The organism is Paenibacillus sp. 1SOY10 (assembly GCF_056836745.1).
In genome coordinates this window covers 82287-103181 of the sequence record NZ_JBXENK010000008.1, presented here as the reverse complement: position 1 = coordinate 103181, position 20895 = coordinate 82287, and the positions used below count along the sequence as shown (strand labels likewise).

Annotated in this window: 22 protein-coding genes and 2 tRNA genes; 8 read left to right on the top strand and 16 right to left on the bottom strand. The window is 47.3% G+C overall.

The features are described 5' to 3' along the window. Positions 1–7: 7 nt before the first annotated feature. From AC1VOR_RS17600 to AC1VOR_RS17580, 5 genes are all read right to left on the bottom strand, one after another. Positions 8–181 carry a hypothetical protein gene (locus AC1VOR_RS17600; protein ID WP_482619674.1) on the bottom strand — a complete coding sequence of 58 codons (174 nt, stop codon included), beginning with the start codon at positions 179–181 and terminating at the stop codon, positions 8–10. Positions 182–270: 89 nt separating this feature from the next. Further along, positions 271–1602, bottom strand: coding sequence for a hypothetical protein (locus AC1VOR_RS17595; RefSeq protein WP_482619672.1), 1332 nt, complete (start codon positions 1600–1602; stop codon positions 271–273). Further along, complete coding sequence (locus tag AC1VOR_RS17590; RefSeq protein ID WP_482619670.1) at positions 1603–1791, bottom strand: hypothetical protein; 189 nt, start codon at positions 1789–1791, stop codon at positions 1603–1605. Positions 1792–2088: 297 nt separating this feature from the next. Further along, positions 2089–2973, bottom strand: coding sequence for an SU10 major capsid protein (locus AC1VOR_RS17585; RefSeq protein ID WP_482619668.1), 885 nt, complete (start codon positions 2971–2973; stop codon positions 2089–2091). A gap of 38 nt (positions 2974–3011) precedes the next feature. Then, positions 3012–3440 (bottom strand): hypothetical protein, encoded by a 429-nt coding sequence (locus AC1VOR_RS17580; RefSeq protein ID WP_482619666.1) that lies wholly within the window; start codon positions 3438–3440, stop codon positions 3012–3014. A 1088-nt stretch (positions 3441–4528) separates the two neighbouring features. On the opposite strand from AC1VOR_RS17580, the gene AC1VOR_RS17575 reads away from it, so the two are divergent. The 4 genes from AC1VOR_RS17575 to AC1VOR_RS17560 all read left to right on the top strand — a co-directional run bounded on the left by AC1VOR_RS17575 (position 4529) and on the right by AC1VOR_RS17560 (position 7095). Beyond that, positions 4529–4598, top strand: a tRNA-Gly gene (locus tag AC1VOR_RS17575). 277 nt (positions 4599–4875) lie between these two features. Beyond that, positions 4876–4986 (top strand): putative holin-like toxin, encoded by a 111-nt coding sequence (locus AC1VOR_RS17570; RefSeq protein ID WP_187377740.1) that lies wholly within the window; start codon positions 4876–4878, stop codon positions 4984–4986. 337 nt (positions 4987–5323) lie between these two features. Beyond that, the gene (locus AC1VOR_RS17565) at positions 5324–6676 is read left to right on the top strand and encodes a hypothetical protein (RefSeq protein WP_482619664.1); all 1353 of its coding nucleotides are present in this window, start codon (positions 5324–5326) and stop codon (positions 6674–6676) included. A 149-nt stretch (positions 6677–6825) separates the two neighbouring features. Next, complete coding sequence (locus AC1VOR_RS17560) at positions 6826–7095, top strand: SDR family NAD(P)-dependent oxidoreductase (protein ID WP_482619662.1); 270 nt, start codon at positions 6826–6828, stop codon at positions 7093–7095. Between the two features lie 52 nt (positions 7096–7147). Here AC1VOR_RS17560 and AC1VOR_RS17555 read toward each other — a convergent pair whose 3' ends face one another. The 5 genes from AC1VOR_RS17555 to AC1VOR_RS17535 form a co-directional block, all read right to left on the bottom strand. After that, the gene (locus tag AC1VOR_RS17555; protein WP_482619660.1) at positions 7148–7936 is read right to left on the bottom strand and encodes an SDR family NAD(P)-dependent oxidoreductase; all 789 of its coding nucleotides are present in this window, start codon (positions 7934–7936) and stop codon (positions 7148–7150) included. Positions 7937–8028: 92 nt separating this feature from the next. Then, a complete protein-coding gene (locus AC1VOR_RS17550) occupies positions 8029–8391 on the bottom strand; it encodes an ArsR/SmtB family transcription factor (RefSeq protein WP_232436763.1) in 363 nt (120 codons plus the stop codon). 151 nt (positions 8392–8542) lie between these two features. Next, positions 8543–8616 (bottom strand) — tRNA-Arg (locus tag AC1VOR_RS17545). A 107-nt stretch (positions 8617–8723) separates the two neighbouring features. Beyond that, positions 8724–9074, bottom strand: a complete 351-nt coding sequence (locus tag AC1VOR_RS17540; protein ID WP_482619658.1) for a hypothetical protein — start codon at positions 9072–9074, stop codon at positions 8724–8726. Further along, a complete protein-coding gene (locus AC1VOR_RS17535; RefSeq protein WP_482619656.1) occupies positions 9061–9423 on the bottom strand; it encodes a hypothetical protein in 363 nt (120 codons plus the stop codon). Before AC1VOR_RS17535 ends, AC1VOR_RS17540 begins: the two co-directional genes overlap by 14 nt. Positions 9424–9571: 148 nt before the next feature. Here AC1VOR_RS17535 and asnB point away from each other — a divergent pair, with 148 nt between their 5' ends. After that, positions 9572–11416, top strand: a complete 1845-nt coding sequence (asnB, locus tag AC1VOR_RS17530) for an asparagine synthase (glutamine-hydrolyzing) (protein WP_482619654.1) — start codon at positions 9572–9574, stop codon at positions 11414–11416. 138 nt (positions 11417–11554) lie between these two features. After that, positions 11555–12460 (top strand): serine hydrolase domain-containing protein, encoded by a 906-nt coding sequence (locus AC1VOR_RS17525; protein ID WP_482619652.1) that lies wholly within the window; start codon positions 11555–11557, stop codon positions 12458–12460. A gap of 99 nt (positions 12461–12559) precedes the next feature. On the opposite strand, the gene AC1VOR_RS17520 is transcribed toward AC1VOR_RS17525, so the two are convergent. The 3 genes from AC1VOR_RS17520 to AC1VOR_RS17510 form a co-directional block, all read right to left on the bottom strand. Next, complete coding sequence (locus tag AC1VOR_RS17520) at positions 12560–13180, bottom strand: XTP/dITP diphosphatase (protein ID WP_482619650.1); 621 nt, start codon at positions 13178–13180, stop codon at positions 12560–12562. Position 13181: 1 nt separating this feature from the next. Continuing rightward, complete coding sequence (rph, locus tag AC1VOR_RS17515; protein WP_482619648.1) at positions 13182–13940, bottom strand: ribonuclease PH; 759 nt, start codon at positions 13938–13940, stop codon at positions 13182–13184. Between the two features lie 234 nt (positions 13941–14174). Further along, positions 14175–15239, bottom strand: a complete 1065-nt coding sequence (locus tag AC1VOR_RS17510) for a GerMN domain-containing protein (protein ID WP_482619646.1) — start codon at positions 15237–15239, stop codon at positions 14175–14177. 156 nt (positions 15240–15395) lie between these two features. On the opposite strand from AC1VOR_RS17510, the gene AC1VOR_RS17505 reads away from it, so the two are divergent. Then, a complete protein-coding gene (locus tag AC1VOR_RS17505) occupies positions 15396–15962 on the top strand; it encodes a phosphatidylglycerophosphatase A family protein (protein WP_482619644.1) in 567 nt (188 codons plus the stop codon). 88 nt (positions 15963–16050) lie between these two features. Here AC1VOR_RS17505 and AC1VOR_RS17500 read toward each other — a convergent pair whose 3' ends face one another. From AC1VOR_RS17500 to AC1VOR_RS17490, 3 genes are all read right to left on the bottom strand, one after another. Next, positions 16051–17052 (bottom strand): MBL fold metallo-hydrolase, encoded by a 1002-nt coding sequence (locus AC1VOR_RS17500; protein ID WP_482619642.1) that lies wholly within the window; start codon positions 17050–17052, stop codon positions 16051–16053. Beyond that, the gene (locus AC1VOR_RS17495) at positions 17049–17807 is read right to left on the bottom strand and encodes a class I SAM-dependent methyltransferase (protein ID WP_482619640.1); all 759 of its coding nucleotides are present in this window, start codon (positions 17805–17807) and stop codon (positions 17049–17051) included. Before AC1VOR_RS17495 ends, AC1VOR_RS17500 begins: the two co-directional genes overlap by 4 nt. 186 nt (positions 17808–17993) lie before the next feature. Continuing rightward, complete coding sequence (locus tag AC1VOR_RS17490) at positions 17994–19238, bottom strand: peptidylprolyl isomerase (protein WP_482619638.1); 1245 nt, start codon at positions 19236–19238, stop codon at positions 17994–17996. A 263-nt stretch (positions 19239–19501) separates the two neighbouring features. Between AC1VOR_RS17490 and AC1VOR_RS17485 the strand changes: the two genes are divergently transcribed. After that, entirely contained in the window at positions 19502–20857 is a 1356-nt protein-coding gene (locus AC1VOR_RS17485; protein ID WP_482619637.1) for a dipeptidase, read from the top strand. Positions 20858–20895: the final 38 nt, after the last annotated feature.

Genomic DNA, 20895 nt, shown 5'->3' with positions numbered 1-20895 from the left:
ATCCTCTCTAAATAGTTCGCTTGCCGTATTCCTTAATGGCTTCCGCTAATGTTTCACTTTGCAAAAATAGGTAAAATACTCGATCTGTTTTGTAATGCTTTGCCTTTAGAATGGACGGAATACCCTTCGTAAAACGCAAGAATTTTGCCAAATTGCTGTTGTAGCAAAAGAAATAATCCATATATTTTCCTCCTCTGTTTCCAGTTTAAGTTTCTGGGATACAATTTGTCAGGCACACGCAAGAAAAAGGAACAGTCAGTGACTGCCCCCTCATGAGTAGTTATAGCTTTGTCCTTCAACATTAATATCCCCGCTAGCTTTGATATTAATGTTCTTCCCTTCAATTAAAATGTCGCCGTTAGTGTCAGCCTTGATTGTGATGCCGTGATCAGTAAGAGTAATAGCTCTAACCTCACCTGTGTTACTTTTATGGTATTTAATATTGAGGTTATTAGGTTCTTTAGCGATGAACGCTTTTGCACTATCTGCCGTTACACCATCGCCCCGACCCAGTTCCATCACAGGGTAAGAATCTACCCCAGACCCATACAAATACAGTTTGAATTTGTCAACTGGATCATATGTAAGATTGTAAAAGGGAAAGGCTGTTGCATCGGTTGTAAGCATACTTTTATTACTATCCGTCCAATAGAGTGGATTGCCGTTGTTGTCTTTAGCTTGATCTCTTGCGGTTATCGTCCCTGTGGTCAGTTTTAGATAATTGTCTCTGATATGTACATAGTCAACGCTATCCCCGATTGAATCCGATTTATCCAATGTCTTAAGGGCATTAACTGTAAGATTGTTGATATATCCATCTTCGGCGGTCAATGTTCCCGCCTGGATTAATTTTGCATCCAGTGAGCCGATACCCTCAATATCCCAGTTGTTCATGAAAAATTTTCGGTTCTCAGAATCGAGAAGGGCGGTACTGTTTCCGTCTGTAAGCTTCAACTTTTTAAGTCTTGCTATACCATCCATTGACCCATGTTCTTTTAATCTGCGCAGGGGCTTTTTGTCTGGGATATTATAGGTGTATCGGTCAATTTTAAAACTGAGCGGATTTGTTACATCTACTTGATGCAGAATACACTCGCCGCCCACTTTCTCATCTTGAACATGTTTATAGGCTCCTAGTATCAATTCATGCGGTTTAGCATTGCCTTTGTTGATATTTTTGTATATGTAGTTTAATGCTGCTTCACTGTTTGCCCCAGCCGCACCTAAATCATAGTCTTTGATGATATCCGTTTCCATTTTAAAATCAAGAAGGTTGCTTATGGTATGTATCAAGTATCTGCCTTGAAAATCAGCCTCTAAGACGTATATTCCGATCTCATGCCCAAAATCGTTATAGACTTCTTTTGTTACCTCGGTGATTTTTTCAAGGGATATGTAACTTTCAATTTCGTCTAATTCTGCAAACACTTCCTGAACCGCCTGAAAATGCCCCATTCCAAATAATATCTTTTGACCAAATACCTTTACCTTCTGCGCTCCGTCACGAATATAGTAGGATTTACCGTTTCGCTCCGTGCTTACTCTTGTGTCAGAATACAGCCACGCCTTGCCCTCGTATCCCATGTATACTAACATACTCATCTACAAGACCACCCCGACAAAAAGAATGTCATCAGCCTTAAAGCAAATAGGTTCTTTATCGTTAAAATTAAAATTTAGATCATACCCTTTGCCTAAACCATCAATGATTTGCTGTACCTCTTCAGACGTGTAATTGTTCCACATTCCTTGTGCTGTTTTTCCGTCTTTAAATTTGAAAATTAGTTTCATTTTCTATCTCTCCTTTTTTGTCCTCTGAACTGTTTTTTTATCTATTATCGTGTGTCAGAATATAATTACAATAATTTTGGTAATGCTCTGGGATTAGCGTGTTTCTTCCGTTCTCATGGGCGCAAATATATGAAATTGATCTATCAATGTGTTTTGCAATCTCCGTTAAGGTTATCTTTTTGGAGATACGTTCTAGTCTCCACTTTTGACGGTCAGTGTCATTAATCATTATTCTTTCCTCCTGCTTATTCAAATTTGAAATAAAAAAAGGAAGGGGACGAATCCCCAACCTATGTATTAGATAGTCAATTGTGCAATCTTTTTTGGAGACGCTACGTATAGGGTAGCTTCTGCAACTACAAAGCCTTCAACCGCATCTCCTGACTTGCCAAGCGCCTCGAATTGTGGCTGACGGAGATATTCAATTTTAAGATCGTTAATGTCGAAAATTGTCATCTTATCAGCATCAGCGAACGGAGACAGAAGCACATCAATGTTTCCGAAACTCGTTTGAATAAGATTTACCACAATGCCGAATGTGTTTGTTTGTGCCACGTAATGGTATGCATCCTTATAGAGATTATCCAGTTGTGTCTTGATATCTGCATTGACAAGAGCAATGTAAGAGCCTGAGCCATTGTTATTCCACAGCTTTTTAATCGTGGCTACAATGTCAGCTTCAGATACTTTGCTAGGTGTAGCTGCTGTTACAATGTTATTAGCATCTACCCAATTTTCCAGACCTTGCATACGGCGAATAAAGTTTGGAGCAGTAGAACCATCATTTTTAGTACCTGACACCAACTTTTTCTCCAGATTAATTTTGAGTTCCAACAGACGGTCATTCGTCTCCTGTGCAAATTGGTTGCTAATTCTATTGCCAGACATAGCTTGTGCTGTCCCTGACACGCTTACACCCTTTTGGAAGATCTCAGCCACGTTATTTAATTGAGCACGGCCAGTTTGATAGAATTGGATGTCCTTATTACCTTCTACGGCTCCGATATCGTCAGCCTGGTCTAGCGTTACTTCTCGCCATGTATGTACGGGAGCATTGATTTTCCCTACTTTCCCCATCGCCATCAGGATAGAAGCGAGTGGAGTCTGTTGGACACCTAATTTTGTGATTTCCTTATCAAGCGAAATTACCTCTGTTGCTAAAAAGTTATTTGACTTAAACATGTTATGTATTCATCCTTTTCTAAAATTATGTATTGTGATTATCCAAACAGCTTAGATAGCTTGGATTGCAACATGCCTACGGTATCGCCTTTGGCGGCTGATTGGTCATAAGCCGTTGTCGGACGCTTGTTATCTGGTTCATAAGAGTTGTTAAGCTTTCGTTGCTCTAGCAGATTGCTAAGCTTATCAATCTGTTTTTGTGTCTCAGTCTCGTCTTCGGTAAAATTGACCAAGTCAATAAAGTCATCCAAATTGCTTTCCTTTAAACGACTCACTAACGTTTGATGATTGAGTTCAGCCTTGAGGCGTGCAATCTCCTTCTGTTCGTCCGTTTCCTGCTTTGGCTTGTACTGAAGCAAGCTATCACGTTCTGCGGCTACTGGAGCCAATACATTTGTTTCCCATTCGTTTTTTGCGTTGGCTATAAGCTGATCTACATGCGCTTGTTGCTCAGGTGTTAATTCCATTTTGTTCATCCTTTCGTTTGCATATTTGAACTACAAATTTGAAATAAAAAAAGAGCATAAGCCTACCATGTGTACATAATGGATAAGCTTATGCTGTGTCCAGACGGACAAATAAAATATTGGAGAGAAATATTAAAAAACATTACAATGAATAAAGCTAGAGAGTTTGGGTATTACTCTCTGTAGATCACACTTCAGTCAATTCATTCAGAAATGAAGTCTACAGAAAATAATAATCTGGGTGTCTCCTTTAAAGGCTATTAACTTTTTCGTGAGAACTTGCTTTAAATGATGAGAAATTCCTTGTGTATCAAGGCTTCAGCATGTTCCCCTCATATTAACAGAAAAACATAAAAATCCTGTTTTTCGTTGGTATATCAAGGTTTTTGGAGGATTTCTAAAGCGTTACATTTTTCTTTTGTCTAAATTTTTTAACTCTTTCTTTTCTAAGTTCTCTTTCTCTTTCCTTCCAACACTCATCACAGTACTTGGTTCTGTTTGATTTTCCCCTATGCCACTTACCACAATCACATAGTTAAGAGGATATTTTTCATCATGTTCCCCTCATATTAACAGAAAAACATGAAATTCCTGTTCTACGTTGGTATATCAAGGTTTTTGGGGGAATTCTAAATGCTAACAAGTCTTGTTTTTTCTCTTGTTTCTCATTAATTGCTTTTGATATTCATTTCTATGTTCCTTCCAACACCCATCACAGTACTTGGTTCTGTTTGATTTTCCCCTATGCCACTTACCACAATCACATAGTTAAGAGAATATTTTTCAGCATGTTCCCCTCATATTAACAGAAAAACACGAAAATCCTGTTTTACGTTGGTACATCAAGGTTTTTGGGGAATTTCTAAACTGTCTTAAATTCTATTTCTTCTTAACTTTTTCATGCTTTCTCTTTGCCATCTTTTTTGTTGTTCCAACTGAAATTAAGAACACTAACTATGAATCAATTTCAAAACACTAGACAGATGGCTTACAATACTATACAATGGATCACAAGTAAGACATTTAGTTAGCTGTTTCGGTTCTTAAATAGTGTTAAAAACGTTGATATACCAACAAAAAGCATAGATCGGGTGTAGTTCAATGGTAGAATGCCAGCTTCCCAAGCTTGAGGCGAGGGTTCGATTCCCTTCACCCGCTTTCCAAGACTTTTCAGCTATCGAACACACCTCCTAATTGTTTTATAAACTTTTAGGAGGTGTGTTTCTTGTTGTGTTAATTAAATTTGCAGTACAGGACTGTCTTCAGGACAAAAAATGCAAGAATACGAAATCACTATAAATAGTTTTATATTTATACAAAGCAAAAAGAAGCAGCAGTTAGCTACTTCCCAACGACATAATATGCTATAATATTCCAAGCAATAGAATAGGCTTTAAAGGGCGGTCGGCTAGTCTCCCGGAAGGGAGGTGATGCCATGGAAGTTAAAGACGCTTTAACAATTATGATCGGTTTCAGTTCGCTAATTATCGCGCTACTGACGCTGGTAGTTACAATTGTTTTAGCGATCCTTAGCCAAAAGAAATAGACCGCCCTATGGGAAAGGTTTCGGTCTATTTCTAAATCATCCCTATTAAGTCTACCGCCCTTAAAAGCGGCTATTGCTATGGAGTCATGTTCGCGCATGGCTCCTTTTGTATTATCTATACTTAGTTTAAACGTTTGTTTAAATGATTTCAATCTGTTTTGGCTCATTTATTATTTTTACACTTAAAGCTTAAGAATTAAACATACAATGTTCCCACTCTTAGCAGTCTGTACTGCCAATCTCCCTCAACTTATCGTCAGCGAAGTCAAAGTCAATAACTAGCAACTTTTTCTCCTGTTTTTCGTTGTTATGGTAAGAAGAAAAGAAGGAGAGACGAATGGATATGGATGTGATCAACAAGCCAACCAAGCCTTTGCTTCTTTCCGCCACCGCTCTTGCTGTAGTGGTGATTGCAGGTTGCTCTTGGGCAGACAACTCGGAGCCACCATCCGTTGCCCTTTCTGAGCATCCTCAGCAAGAGGCTTCCGTCGAACATTCTGCTAATGCTAAGCCCCTGAACGAACCATTCACCAACGGCTTGACCTTCCTCACCAAGCGGAACGAGCACGGAGAATTGGTGGCCGTGCCTCTAGGCCTGGCCAAGGATCAATACAGTATCGTCTCGGGTCCTGTCATTGAACTGCAAGGCACCACCTATCTCAACGTGCATCTGTTCTATGGGGACCACAATGCCATGAACGCACTGATCGCTCATGATCTGGACACGGACAACGTGGAAACCCTCTGGAGCGAAACGCTAAGCAGCTCTGATAATCGCTGGAATAATGCCTTTATGGACAGTTATCGGCTTCTGCTTCCCCTGGATAATCAACGCCTGCTCTTTTTGGAACCGGACCTAACGGAGGAAGGGGGACAATATCACTTATCCGCCTATGATGTCCGTACAGACCATGTAGAGCGGTTGCGGTCCGACTTCTGGCCGCTTGGGGATGATTATGATTATATCTATGACTTCAAGTGGAACGCGAGTGAACAGCAACTATTCATGCAGAGCTATTTGGGAAATGTATGGTTCTTTGACCTGCAAGCAGGGGACGACCAGGTCCATTCCTGGAAATACCGGGTTATCCCCCATTCGACCACCGGGATGCCCTCCCTGTTCCTGTCTCCAACCTTCGAACGTTTTGTATTCGACGACGAAAGCGGGAAGCTTAGTGTCTATAATAAACAAGGCGTCTTGCTCAATACCATAGCCCTCCCGGCCAACCGTTACGTTCCATCCGAGAAAATGAAGTGGAATCCTGCCGGTACAATTGCCTGGATGGAAGAGGCAGAGGTGGAAAACTATCGTGTGCTAGGGATTGACATCGACTTCTTACAAATTGCGCCACAGCAGGTAAGTTTCTATGACCAGGACGGACGCCCATTGGGATTTATCCAGGCTGAGCAAGGCAAAAAGAACTCTGCGATAGAAATCGTCGGCTGGATCGACGACAAAGTGGCCGTAATCAAGGCCTACAGCGTCGTTGCGGGAGCCTTGGATGGCTCCACACCGAAGGTGCAGGATGAAGCTTATTATCTGTACGATGTAGATAGCAAGAAGAAGGGCGCTACAACCGCCACCGTTCCCGATGGGACCATACGGGTTGCAGGGTCTCAAGCCTTGCCTGTCGAGGAAGAGAGACCTATCACAGTCACTCACGACGAAATAATTTTCAAGAAAAAATGATAGCTTGCCCAGGGGTACTCGCGCTTCCACACGGGGCCCCTTTCACCATTCTTGAGAGCTACTATAGGTAGGCTACTCCCTCAAATAAGCTCCATTCATTTTACAATCCTCAATGTACTCCCTTCCCCAATCCGTTAGCCCATTAATCGTTGGGTAAAGCCCTTTTCCCAGCCTTGGCTCCACATTTTGCTTCAAGAGGTATTACCGTTAATGCGGTACGGCCTGGAACTACAGATACGGAAATGAACAAGGATTGGCTGGTAATTCCAGAAGCTTATGCTCAAGCTGCTTCCGTTTCTGCTTTTGGAAGAATTGGCACGACGGAAGAGGTTGCTGATGTAGTTGTGTTTTTAGCATCTGAGGAAGCGCGCTGGGTTACAGGGCAATACATTGATGCCACCGGAGGCAGCCAGTTGTAATCGTGATAAAAACAAAGGACTGGCATCCATCGCCAGTCCTTTTTATTGCTAGTTACTTATTGGTTAAAGCTGATTGAAACACACCCTTAGCAAATTGTACAACAGTGCTCCGGGGCAATAAGCGTGGCAGTTGAGCCATCATATAATTTTTTCTTCCAACGATGATATGGCTACGTTTTTTCCCTAGTCCTGCAAAGGCTGCATTCACAACATCAATTGGCTGCATACGTTTACTTGTCAAGCTATCCGTACCGGATACAGCATGGAATGAACTCTGCGTTTCTCCCGGGCACAGTGCAATGACTTGAACGCCCGTGTCATTATACTCAGCCCATAACGCTTCTGTAAATGAGAGGACATAAGCTTTGGTGGCACCATATACAGCCATATAAGGAGTTGGTTGAAATGCGGTCATGGAAGCCACATTAATAATGATCCCTTCTTTTCTCTTGGCCATGGGACTAATGAATACATGCGTTAATTCAGTTAAGGAGGTTACATTGAGATGAATCTCTTGCTGAATACGAGCCGGAGAGATGGAATGGAATTCCCCCATAGTTCCAAATCCCGCGTTATTTACAAGTATATCTACTGTTAAACCACGCATTTCAATTTCCTTGGCTAAATTCTCAGCAGCGCTAATTGTAGATAAATCGATGGCGAGAGGAACCGTCTGTATAGAGTAGGTAATGTGCAGTTCCTCTGCCAGTTGCTCAAGTTTGTCCTTGGAGCGGGCAACCAATATTAAATTGCATCCTTTTTTGGCGAGTTCGGTAGCAAACACTTTTCCTATTCCTGACGAGGCACCTGTTACCAATGCTGTTTTATTTGCAAAATTCATATACAACCTCCTATGATTATTTAATAGATTAAATGATTAATTATTTGATTATTATATGCAAAAGAAAACTTCCTCCACTCGATGCAAGAAAGTTATAACTGGTCTTCAAAGGCTTTAGCTGGGTCACTTGATATGCTCTCAACAGCATGAATAATAGCTTTAAGCTGGTCTATTACCGAGTTCTCAAGAGTCAAGCTGTAATAGACCTCGGTCTTCTCTTTTGAAGAGTCCAAGATGCCCGCTTGTTTAAGTATTTTCAAGTGATGAGATATGGCCGGCCTGGACAAATGAGACTGCTCGACAACTTGCGCAACGTTCATTCGTTTAGCTATCATAAACATCATTAGAATATCCTGCCTTACGGGATCAGCAAGAGCTTTAAAGATATCGGTAGACTGGCGAATCTCATGAAGAAGAGCTTGTTTCTTCTCTAATAGTACATCTTGTTTTGACACGTTAATGAACCACTCTTTCAGATTAAATGTTTAAATGTTTGATCATTTGTATCAATGTAACATATTGTTTTAAGAAGAGCAAGTTGTTTTAAGGGGTTCTCATCCCGCTGGAACGACAAAAGGCTCCTCAAAAAGGAGCCTTTATACTTTACGTCCCAGAAGGGATTCGAACCCCTGACCGACGGCTTAGAAGGCCGTTGCTCTATCCAGCTGAGCTACTGGGACATGACAATTAATTATGTATGTGTATTGCAGCGCAAAAAGGGATGCGTTAATCATTATAGCGCATCCCCTTTACTTTTACAAAGCACTTTTTAGCAAAAATTCCACAGTTATTCAGAAGGGAGCTCCTCCAGCTTGGAGATGAGTTCTTCTTTGCTAAGCAGATTGTCCAGAAATTGCTGACGCTGAACGGCCGGCTCCGGCCACCCCCGGTCTCCAAATTGCTCTTCTTCAAGTTCAGAGAAGGCTTGATGGAGATTGTTATCAAACCAGTCGATCTCAAGTGCCGCTTCACTTCGAACCATACGTATAATCTCATATCCAGGCGCCTCGGTGGAACGACTCACATAAACATACAGTTCCGGATCGCCCACCGCGCCGGGATACACCCGCAGCACCGCGCAAGGCTTGCCTTCATGCTCGTCAGTTCGCAAATATTGTGCGTCCTTAATGTAGTACATCCTCTTCGCCCCTTGTATTAGAATCGTTCCCTTCATGGAGGGCCTGAATCAGCCCTGAGTGTTCCATTTGAGCACGAGTTCCTTCGGTGCGCAGAGAGTAGATTTCCTCGTATACCTGACTCAAGTGGTTGTGATAGCTTTGGTTCACTTCAGCCTCTGGGGAATCCGGCCATGGATAGGTAAAACCAAGGAAGCTATTCTCTTCCTTCTCCCCGATCTGCTTCAGCCAACGTCTGAGCTGTTCTGCCTCCTCCCACGTTGCGCTCACGACCCATTCGTAAGCGGATGCCGCAGGGTTCTCTTGCAGCCAACGCCCTTGCACCGATACATAATAGAGCCTTCTTTCCATATGCCTCTCCTCCTTGTCCTCTAAGCCTTTAGCCTCTAGTTTTCCATAATGGACAGACATTTTATGCCGATGTTCGGCATAATTTGTTAATACTTTTCACCCGGTCGGCCAAGGTGAATGCAAGCAGTGGAGAGAGGAGATTAGAGAAATGTGCGGAATAACTGGATTTATTGAATGGAACCGGGATTTGACCGGACAGTCCGATCTATTGTTGAACATGACCTGTCAATTGGAGAAGCGGGGGCCGGACGCGCAGGGAACCTGGATTTCCGGGCCCTGCGCTTTTGGCCATCAACGTCTTAGCGTTATGGACCCGGCTAACGGAGCTCAGCCGATGGTTGCTTATGATGAGGAGGCGGTATTTACTATTGTATATAACGGGGAGATTTACAACGCTCTCGAATTGAAGGCAGAATTGCAACGTAGAGGGCGGGTCTTCCGGACCCAATGTGATACTGAGGTGCTGCTGCAATCATATATTGAGTGGGGACCGGATTGTGTATACCGATTGAACGGCATTTTTGCCTTTGCCATCTGGGACAGTGTTCGGCAGCATGTATTTTTTGCTCGGGATCGGCTAGGGGTGAAACCGTTGTTCTACAGTGAAGTGGATGGAACGTTTATCTTCGGCTCGGAGCCCAAATCGATTTTGTGCCATCCAAAAGTAGAGCCTGCTGTCGGACCGGAGGGACTTGCCGAAATCTTCGTGATGGGTCCGGCCCGAACCCCTGGGCATGGCGTATACAAGGATCTGAAGGAGCTCCGCCCCGGCCATGTCATGATTTACAGCCACAACGGTTTGCGCAAATATGCCTTCTGGAAGCTGGAGGCAGAGCCTCATGCGGATAATACCGACGAGACAGCCGCCAACATTCGTCGGTTGCTGCAAGATACCATGGACCGGCAATTGATTTCGGACGTGCCGGTATGTACTCTGTTATCCGGGGGCCTGGATTCCAGTGCCTTGACTGCGCTCGCGGTTGATTACTATAAGCGTACGGGGCAAGGTCAGGTCCACACCTATTCCGTCGATTACGTAGATAATGACAAACACTTCCATGCACACAGCTATCAACCTGGTGCCGATGGGCCCTGGATCAAGCGCATGGTGGAGGAGTTAAACACCTCCCATCATGCCATTAGCTTTGACACACCTGAACTGGTATCTGCGCTGCCGGATTCTACTATTGCTCGCGATCTGCCCGGCATGGCCGACGTAGATGCTTCCCTGCTGCTCTTCTGTCGGGAGATCAAGAAGAATGCAACAGTAGCTATCTCCGGAGAGGCGGCAGATGAGGTCTTTGGCGGCTATCCATGGTTCCATCGTGAAGAATTGCTGAACTCCGGCACCTTCCCGTGGTCCATAGCAACCAACCTGCGAGCCGACCTGCTGTCGCCGGAGATTCGGGCATGGATTAAGCCAAAGCAATATATCCAGGACCGCTATCAGGAAGCGGTAGGGGAGACGCCAGCGCTGGAAGGGGAGACCCCGGAGGAGGCGCGCATGCGGGTCATGTCTTACCTGAACATCACGCGCTTCATGCCAACATTGCTGGATCGCAAGGATCGGATGAGCATGGCTGCAGGCCTGGAGGTCCGGGTACCTTACTGCGATCATCGACTCGTGCAATATGTCTGGAATATTCCGTGGTCCATCAAGATGACCGGCAACCGGGAGAAAGGTATTTTGCGCAAGGCGCTTGAAGGTGTCTTACCAGAGGATGTGCTCTACCGCAAGAAAAGCCCCTACCCTAAAACTCATAACCCCAACTATCTTGCCGCCGTCCGCGATCAAATGCTGGCTATTCTGGACGACCCAACCTCTCCGATTCTCCCGCTGATTAATGCTGATAAAATTCGTGAGATCGCTGCCTCCAAGGAATCCTCGTCCAACTTGCCCTGGTTCGGCCAGCTCATGTCAGGACCGCAGCTATTCGCCTACCTGTCACAGGTTAATTTATGGCTTACCCAATATAATGTTTCAATTCGTTAGGTCCAATTGAACAGAAGGCTGAATGGAGCCATCCCCACTCCATTCAGTCCTTTTCATTTCATCGCCAATTTCAAATTGACAGAAGATCAGGAGGTGTAATATGTTCAAGAAAGAACAACAAAAGAGAGGATAACCTTTATGACGTTTCAAATGGCTGGCTTCGTCAACAGCATAATCAGCCGGAAGCTGAATGTCTTATCTGTCCGCGTACTGCAAGGAGGACAACCCCTGGCACAATGGGACTTAGATCACGACACACGCAGGCTACAACATTCAATTAGCAAATCTTTTACCTGCATGGCCGCTGGACTTGCCATTGCCGACGGCAAACTGAGTCTGGATTCGCAACTACATGACTTTTTTCCTCATTACGGGAAGACTGCAATAAATTCGCCCTATCCTCCAGAAGAGTTAACGCTCAATCATTTGTTGCAAATGGCCTCTGGCCACGACTCCCCGCCCCTTTGGGCTGAAGAGCGCGATAGGCTACAAGATAAGGACTGGGTAAAATATTACATGTCCCTTCCTCTGGATCGGATGCCTGGACAAACCTTCACTTATAGCAGTGGCGATACGTTTATGATTTCATCCATGGTACAAGCGGCGGTCGGGGAAACCGTCCTGAGCTATTTAACCCCCAGGTTATTTGAACCGCTGGGCATTATGGACGTACAATGGGATGCGTCACCATCTGGCACCACACTTGGCTGTACGGGATTGTGGATCAGTTGTGAGGAACTAAGTCGCTTTGGACAACTACTGCTCCAGAAAGGTCGTTGGCAAGGAAACTCTTGCATTCCCGAAGACTGGATTAACGATGTAACAAGAGCGCAGATTGATACCCCTGGATCAGGCGACTGGGCACTAGGATATGGCAAGCAATTTTGGATATGTACAAACAATGCTTACCGGGCTGACGGTATGTATGGACAGTTCTGCATTGTCCTTCTGGAACGAGAGGCTGTCATAGCTATTCAAAGCCAAGAGGAAGATATGCAAGGCATTCTGGATGCCGTCTGGACTGAAATTTTGCCTTGTCTTTAGACAAGTCCTTCTTATTTCATATCATGAGAAAAGGCTGTTATCCTGAGATACTCCCGGGATAACAGCCTTTATTTTTTGATTCTTGTACCCGTAAGATGACTACATAGTCAGCTTGTCGATCAGCTTGCGCAAGGCAGCGCCCCGATGACTGACCGCCTGCTTCTCCTCCAGCGTCAGCTCGGCAAACGTCTTCTCATAGGCTGGCAGATAGAAGAGCGGGTCATAACCGAACCCGCCACCGCCCGCCGGATCTGAGGTAATCCAGCCTTCCGCCTCACCAGTCGCCTCAATAAACTGGCCGCTGGCGGGATCATATAGCGCCAGATGGCAGACAAAGCGAGCCGGACTTAGCAGCGGCTGTTCCGTATCCTCGCCCAGCCGATGCTTCTCAAGCTCCGCCAGCAGCTTCTCATTGTTGTCGGCATCGCTGGCGCCTTCCCCGGCATAACGTGCGGAATATACGCCTGGGGCCCCGTCCAGTTGATCGACGCACAGGCCGGAGTCATCGGCCAGAACCGGCTTACCCAGTGCATCGCCTACCGTCTTCGCTTTCTTGCGAGCATTATCGGCAAAGGTGGCCCCGTCCTCCACGACCTCCGGAATGTCCGGATAATCGGCCATGCTATGCACCTGCTTGTTCAGCGCCGACAAGGCATGGGTAAATTCACGTACCTTGCCTGCATTACCCGTGGCAACAATGACGATTTGTCCTTCAATCATGCTACACCGCCGATCCAGGCTGTCCGCTGCCGATTTGCAGCGCAATCGCCCCCAGAGCTTCGCGCTGCTGCCCGATCATTTCCTGAATGCCCTTCTCGGCCAGCGCCAGCATCGCATCGAGCTCGGTCCGGGAGAAGGGATTCTCCTCCCCGGTTCCTTGAATCTCCACAAATTGACCGGTTCCTGTCATCACGACGTTCATATCCACCTTGGCTTTGGAATCCTCCTCATAGTTGAGGTCGAGCAGCGTATGATCACCAACGATTCCCACACTGACGGAAGCCAAATAATCTGTAATTGGAAAAACAGGCAAGGCGTGCTTCTGCGAAATTTTGTGCATAGCCAGTGCCATCGCGATAAAAGCACCGGTAATTGAAGTTGTTCGCGTGCCGCCATCCGCCTGCAACACATCGCAGTCAATAGTCACTGAGCGTTCACCAAGCGCATGCAGGTTGACCACAGATCGCAGCGACCGGCCGATCAAGCGCTGAATTTCCATCGTCCGCCCAGTTTGCTTGCCGCGGGCGGATTCACGCTGATTGCGGGTTTGCGTGGCGCGGGGCAACATTGAATATTCGGCTGTCACCCAGCCTTTACCTTGTCCCTTCATAAACATTGGGACCTTCTCTTCTACGGTCGCGGTACACATGACCTTGGTATCCCCTACTTCGATATAGACGGACCCCTCCGCATATTTATTGATGTTAATGGTCAAATTCATCGGCCTACGTTCATTCGCCTCGCGTCCTTGACTTCTCATGTATACTGCCCCCTACGTTTTCTGGCTGTCCATTTGCTGTTCTTATTCTACCAAAGTGTGGTCATAAAAGCATCTTCTCATTCCGCAAAAAAAGCCCTGCATCCGCAGGGCCAAGCGCGATGACAAGCAACTTTACAGACCGGGAACGTCCTCATAAGCTCAAGCAGGTCGATACCTTAAGGTTCTACTCCTCGAACTGCTTCGTCCTGGAAAGACGACTTTTTGAACTACCTCTTAAAGCGGAATTTCATTGATGATTTCTGGACGCATGACAGGCTCACCATAGGCTTGATTATCCATGCCAAGCACTTCCTTGTCACCATTCAGCCAGATGCGCACCTTGCTGTCATCTTTATTTTCGGTGACGGTCAGCACTAACGATTGCATCATCTGGGCTGGCAGCTTCTCGCCTGCCTCGAACATGTCATCGGTAAGCGATACTGTGATGACACCTTCCTGCGAGGCCTCAACGCGCTCAAGCTTCGTATTATCCGTGACCACCCGCTCCAGGCCATCCTTATTCTGCGGCCCTTTAATCAGTTCGGTCAAAGCAGCTTGCACAGGTTCACTTCCCGCCGGTACAAAGCGGGTCACCGGTACGAAATACTGAACACCATCCGGCGTAGCTGCGGAGAAATACACGATCACCGGACTGGATAACGACAAGTTGGACTTCTTGCCAAGCTCAAGATTAATGCCAAATTGCCGGCTTAACGGTCGGTCCAGCGGCGTCCCGCCAACCGGCATTTCATTTAATTTCTCCCCGTCCACCCAGAGCTGGACCTTCTCCACATCCGGGGCTCCGGTCAGTGTCCAGGTGAGGGCTTCCAGTATTTTGCGCTCATCCGCCGCTTCGTATCCGGTAAATGCCTGATTAAATTCCACGATAGCCAGCTTCTCATCCTGCTTCACCGTTACCGCCTTGACCTCACTACCTTCCGGAAGAACTCCGGCAAATCCGGATGGAAGGAGTCCGGCGTATTCGCCATCTTGCACCAGCATGGTCAGCAACCGGTTCAGCTTCAAGGAAGCTTCTCCATCTGGCAGACGCAAGGCCACAGGAGCCAGCTTGCCATGCTCATTCTCCAGATAGACCGTCGACAAGTCCTCCTCCTGGGCATAGCTTGTCTGCTGCGCGGCTTGATCCAGCCCTTCCAGCATCTGCGCTTCTATATCCGCAGGCGGAGGATCGACGGGGGCGGAGGACTTGCCTCCAAACATGCCGCAGCCGGACAACAACAGCGGAAGAGATAGCACACTAACCACTGCGGTATTACGCATCTGTCGGTTCCATTTCATCGTCTAATCGTTCCTCCCTAACATTTTTCTATGGTTTGTATTACTATATATACGAGCCCTGTCCCGAAAAATAACTATATTTTCCCGAGAAATGGACAGACTGCTTCATATCTATGCGGACACGACTAAACTAAACGAAGACAAGGGGTAGATGTAATGGGGAAGGAACAACCTAAAGCCAAATTGCCTTATAGCCTGAATAGTAAAAAAGTCGCGGACGCCACTAGAGAGTGGCTGCATAAGCGCGGAGTCACTACCGGGCAAATTGCCGAATTGGTCATGTTTTTGCAGCAGAAATATTATCCCAACCTGACGATGGAAGAGTGCGTTCACAACGTCGAGCAGGTGCTTACCAAGCGTGAGGTGCAAAATGCCGTGCTAACGGGGATTCAACTGGACATTATGGCCGAGCAAGGATTGCTCATTCCCGAGCTTCAGGATATGATTGCCCATGATGAAGGATTATACGGGGTAGATGAAATTCTGGCCTTTTCCATTGTGAATGTATATGGCAGTATCGGCTTTACCAACTATGGATACGTGGACAAGCTTAAACCGGGCATTCTGGAGCAATTGAACGATAAAGAGCTAGGACCATGCAACACATTCCTGGATGACATTGTTGGCGCTATTGCCGCTTCCGCCAGCAGCCGAATCGCTCACCGCAAGCAAGCGGAGCGGGAGATAGAACGTGGCGAGGAGACCGCAGACAACGACCGTTAGAGCACCAAGCGAACATTTGAGATTCTGATGTAAGATGATAAAAGCAGAAGCCCCATGCCTGTAACTACACAGGTCCAGAGGCTTCTGCTTATTTTAGTTCATAGAGAATGGTTGTATTCCGGCTGCTGCCAGTTGTTAGCTCCCTAGCTCGTCCCTGGCGGACCAGCTCAACCAAATGAGCCAATGTCTCCGACATGGCAAACCGCATCTGGTGAATACCCAGGTCTGTCCCAAAGAGCGAGGCACACACCTCGAAGCCACTGTATGGACGCTCCCGCAACAACATCTCTATCCGCAATAACCGCTCTTCGTGATGCTGCAAGAGCTGGCTGATTCGCTCGGCAAAATAGTCGAACGGGTGGCGGTGCCCCGGGTAAGCCCACTTCACCTCATAGGCTCGCAATTTAACGAGTGAGCCCAGGAAGGAATGAAGCGGCTGCGGATCGCTCCCCGGCAGAAATCCAATGTTAGGAGAAATCTGCGGTAGTACGGCATCGCCGCAAATAAGCCGCTTGTCTAGGGCGTCATAGAAAGAAAGATGCCCCGGAGCATGGCCCGCAGTTTCAATGACATGCCAGACTCGTCCACCCATCGTAATGGATTCACCTTCCTGAATAAAGGTCACCTCCTCGGGAGGAGGTGTGACCTGACTTCGAAACCCATACAGATGGCCCGGTAATTGCTCGCACCACGACTCTGGCATGCCATGTTGCCCGAACCATTCGGGCAAGGCCGCTTCCACCTGGCTGTCCATCCCCCACATCAGTTCGACTTCAGCGAATGCACGCCGAGACATCAGCACAGTCGCACCGGTGAGCTCCTGTAGCCAGCCGGCCAGTCCATAGTGGTCAGGATGATGGTGGGTGACTACAATCCGGGTCACTTCGCGGGGCGAGAGATGATGCTGGCCCCAGACCTGCTGCCACTGTTCTTCCGATTCAGGGGTCCGTGGCCCGGGATCAATGATTGTAATTCCCTCATCTCCGCGCAAAATGTAGCTGTTCACACTACGCAGCGGGGGCGCCATCGGGATAGGGACACGGAGGATAAGTTCCTGTTCCCTGAGCTTAGCTTCTGTCATTTGCGTCATCGTCGTCCTCCAATCAGAATCATTCGCCGCGAGTTCAGTGGATGATAGTCTTCTTCATCATAATCTCCGTGCACCTTCTGCAGGACCAGTCCCGCTTCATTCAGCATCTGCTTGAAATTATCCAGGGAATACAGCTTGATTCGCTCCATATATTCCCTAGGTTCACTTTCTTGCTTCTTCTCCAGCCCAGATGTTCTGTTCTCCGTAATGGTAATCGTCTTAATAACATAACCGTTCTCAATTCGTCGTTGTTCTATGATTTTCCAGCCTTCATCCACCCGTTCCGAGTAAGGGACCAGATGAGCCAAGGTATAGGCCGGATTCAAGTAATCGATAATGAATTTCGCCTCTGGTTTCAGCAAACGGCGCACTTCTTGCAAGACCTTAACTTGCTCCTCATCATGCTTGAAATAACCGAAGGAAGTAAACAAATTGACCACTGCATCAAATGGGCCGGTCAGGGGAAGCTCGCGCATATCGGCTCGGTACCAATCTACCTTGCCCTCCGGATCGCCAAGCCTTGCTTCGCGCAGAAGCACCTCGGACAGATCCACACCGGTCACTGCATATCCCGCTTCCGTCAAAGCCATGGAATGTCTCCCCATGCCACAGCATAAATCAAGCACGCTGGCCCCGGCGGGAAGTTCAAGCCAACGGACCATCCGCTGAACTTCATGCTTGGCCCCCTGTGCGTCACGGTGCTTGTATACCAGCAAATAGTCTTCACCGAAACTAAGCTCATACCACTTAGGCATCTTACTTCCTCCTAACCCGTCCGCACCCGAAAATGTCAGCCTTTATCTTATTGCTTACCATTGTACCTCCTGATCTCCATAATCTCCAATAAACATTGTATGAATTAAGGTAGTCACGGCTATATGTACATAAAACCGCCGGAGCATGCTCCGGCGGCGTAACCTCATAGGTCTGTAGCTTATCTGTTATTGTCCGACTCCGGCTTCAGTTTCATCCGTATCCGTAAACACATTGGTAATTTCCGCCCCGCTGCGCGCATCCTGCAGCCAGGTACCTGACAAACCGGAAACCTGCTGAGCAACGAGCGCTTTGCGGATTTCCTCCTGCTTCTCCTCCAGTGTAGCCGTATGTGCTTCCTTACGATCTGTCACCTTAATGACTTGATAACCCTCGGTGGTTTTTACCGGCTCACTGACCTCGCCCTTGGCAAGCTTGAACGAAGCTTCCTCAACCGCTTCCTCCCGTTCTCCCCGGGCAAAGAAATCCGTATCCCCGCCTTGCTCCTTCGTCATCACATCCAGCGACTTGTTCTTGGCCAATTCAGCAAAGTCCGCTCCGCCGTCCAATTCCTTGACGATTTCCTTCGCTTCTTCTTCCGTAGCTACCAGAATGACCGAAGCACGAACCTGTTCAGGTGTATTAAATGACTCCTGATTCTGCTCAAAAATTTGCTTGACCTGCTCATCCGTCACTTCCACCTGAGGCTCCAGCAACTTCGTTAATTTCAATTGCTGTACTATTTGCTCCTCCAGTTGATCCCGGGTCATTCCGAATTGGGTCAAGGCCTCGTTCAGCTTCTCATCAGATCCGAATTGCGTACGGTACATCTCCAGTTCACCTTCAATATCTGCATCGGAAATCGTAATATTCTGCTTGGCAGCCTCTTGATTGATCAGTTCTTCGTTAATCAGCGTGTCGAGAGTTTGAGCGCCTCCGCCGGCGATCATCGAGTCATAAAGACGATCCTTGGTAATTTCCACCCCGTTAACCGTCGCAACGGCTTCGGCTTTGTTCGTGGCAAATGGCGGCTTGATCAATACAACGATCAACAGGACAGCCAGCACGAGTGATACGATCGGCCACAGCTTGCTGGATTTGGCACCCTCCGCAGCTTCGGGAATGGCCTGTCCGTCTTGAGCGACCATCAAAGGCACCCCTTCACCGTCCTGAAGGTTGTTCCACAATGGACTCGTTTCAAGTGCTGGTTCAGTAGGTTTAGGCGCTTCTACTTCTTCTGCTACGACCACTTCCTCTGGCGATGTGGCACTTGCCTCCTCCGTTGATACTTGGGGCAATTCCTCCAAGCTCTGTTCAAGTTGCTCTTCCACAGGTGGCTCCGGTTGTTTCTTTACCTGTCCTTGCTCTTGTTCCAACCCGGTATCCCCTTGACTACCGGCGGCTTCCTGCTCTTTTTTGTCCTTCTCTTCCATAACAACGACGACTCCCTTCTTTTTCTCCAGCAATTTGTTCAATGTCTACATGAAATAATTCTCTTTTTCCAACGTACTTCCTTGACTTTACCAGAAATAACATCATCTCACCTTAAATAATTCTAAAAAATACGGATGGATTTTTAAGATTAATTTAAGGAAAGGGCGGTGCTTGGCTTACCTGGGAGATTTCATGATTCGTGTTCTTGACCAAAAAGGTGTAGAATATACTGGTAAATTCAGTTCGGGAGGAACTAACGACCATGGATTATCAAGCTTATTTTGCGAATCACCGTGAAGAACATTTGAAGGAACTTGACGAATTGCTGCGGATTCCTAGCATCTCCGCGCTATCCGAGCATAAGGGTGACATTCTGCAAGCCGCCGAGTGGATGGCCGAAGCCTTGCGCCGTGCGGGAATGGAAGAAGTGGCAGTCCATCCCACAGCCGGACATCCGGTTGTATATGGCGAATATATTCATGCCCCGGGCAAGCCAACCGTTTTGGTATATGGACACTACGATGTCCAGCCGGTAGACCCGCTGGAGCTTTGGGAGACCCCTCCCTTTGAACCATCCATCCGCAATGGCAAGCTGTATGCCCGCGGAGCTACCGACGATAAAGGTCAGGTCTTTATGCATATCAAGGCTGTGGAAGCCTTGTTGAAGCAAGAGAAGGAATTGCCTGTGAACATCAAATTCTGTATTGAAGGCGAAGAAGAGGTGACCAGTCCTAATCTTCCTGCGTTCCTGAAGGCACATCAAGACAAGCTGGCCGCCGACCTTGTGTTGATCTCTGATACATCCTTGCTTGGTCCAGGCAAGCCGGCCATCTGTATCGGTCTGCGTGGCCTGTGTGCACTGGAAGTAGCCGTCTATACCGCAAATACAGATTTGCATTCCGGCACCTTTGGCGGCGGCGTGCCCAATGCTTTGCATGCCCTGGTAGCCTTGCTGGCCTCCTTGCATGATGAGCAAGGAAGAGTCACGGTGGAAGGCTTCTATGAAGGTGTGGCAGAACTGACGCCCGAAGTGCATGAGGAATTTGCCAAGCAGCAATTTGATGAAGAGAAGCTTAAACGCGACCTGGGCTTGGACGCCCTGTTTGGCGAAGCAGGCTACAGCTTCGTAGAACGGACTGGCGCACGGCCAACCCTGGAGTTGAACGGCATTTACGGCGGCTTCCAGGGTGAAGGCACCAAGACTGTGCTCCCTAAGGAAGCTCATGCCAAAATTACGTGCCGTCTGGTTGGTGACCAGGACCCGCAAGCAACCATTGACCGGATCGAACGCCACCTGCATCAGCATCTGCAACCTGGAGCCAAGCTGAAGGTGACTGCAACCGAGAAGGCCCATGCATTTACGAGCAGTCCGGACCATCCATATCTGCAAAAAGCGGCTGACGCTTATGAGGCCGTCTATGGAACACGTGCTTTGTTCACCAAGGATGGGGGTTCGATTCCAATCGTGGAAACTTTGTCCCGCGTGCTGTCGGCTCCGGCTGTCATGATGGGCTTTGGCCTGCCGGACGAGAACTTGCATGCTCCTAACGAGCATTTCAACCTCGAGAACTTCGACAAAGGTCTGCTGACCCTGGTTCACTATCTGAAGTCGCTATAAGAGTTGTTCACAAAGAGGGCGTTCCCCAGTCATGATTA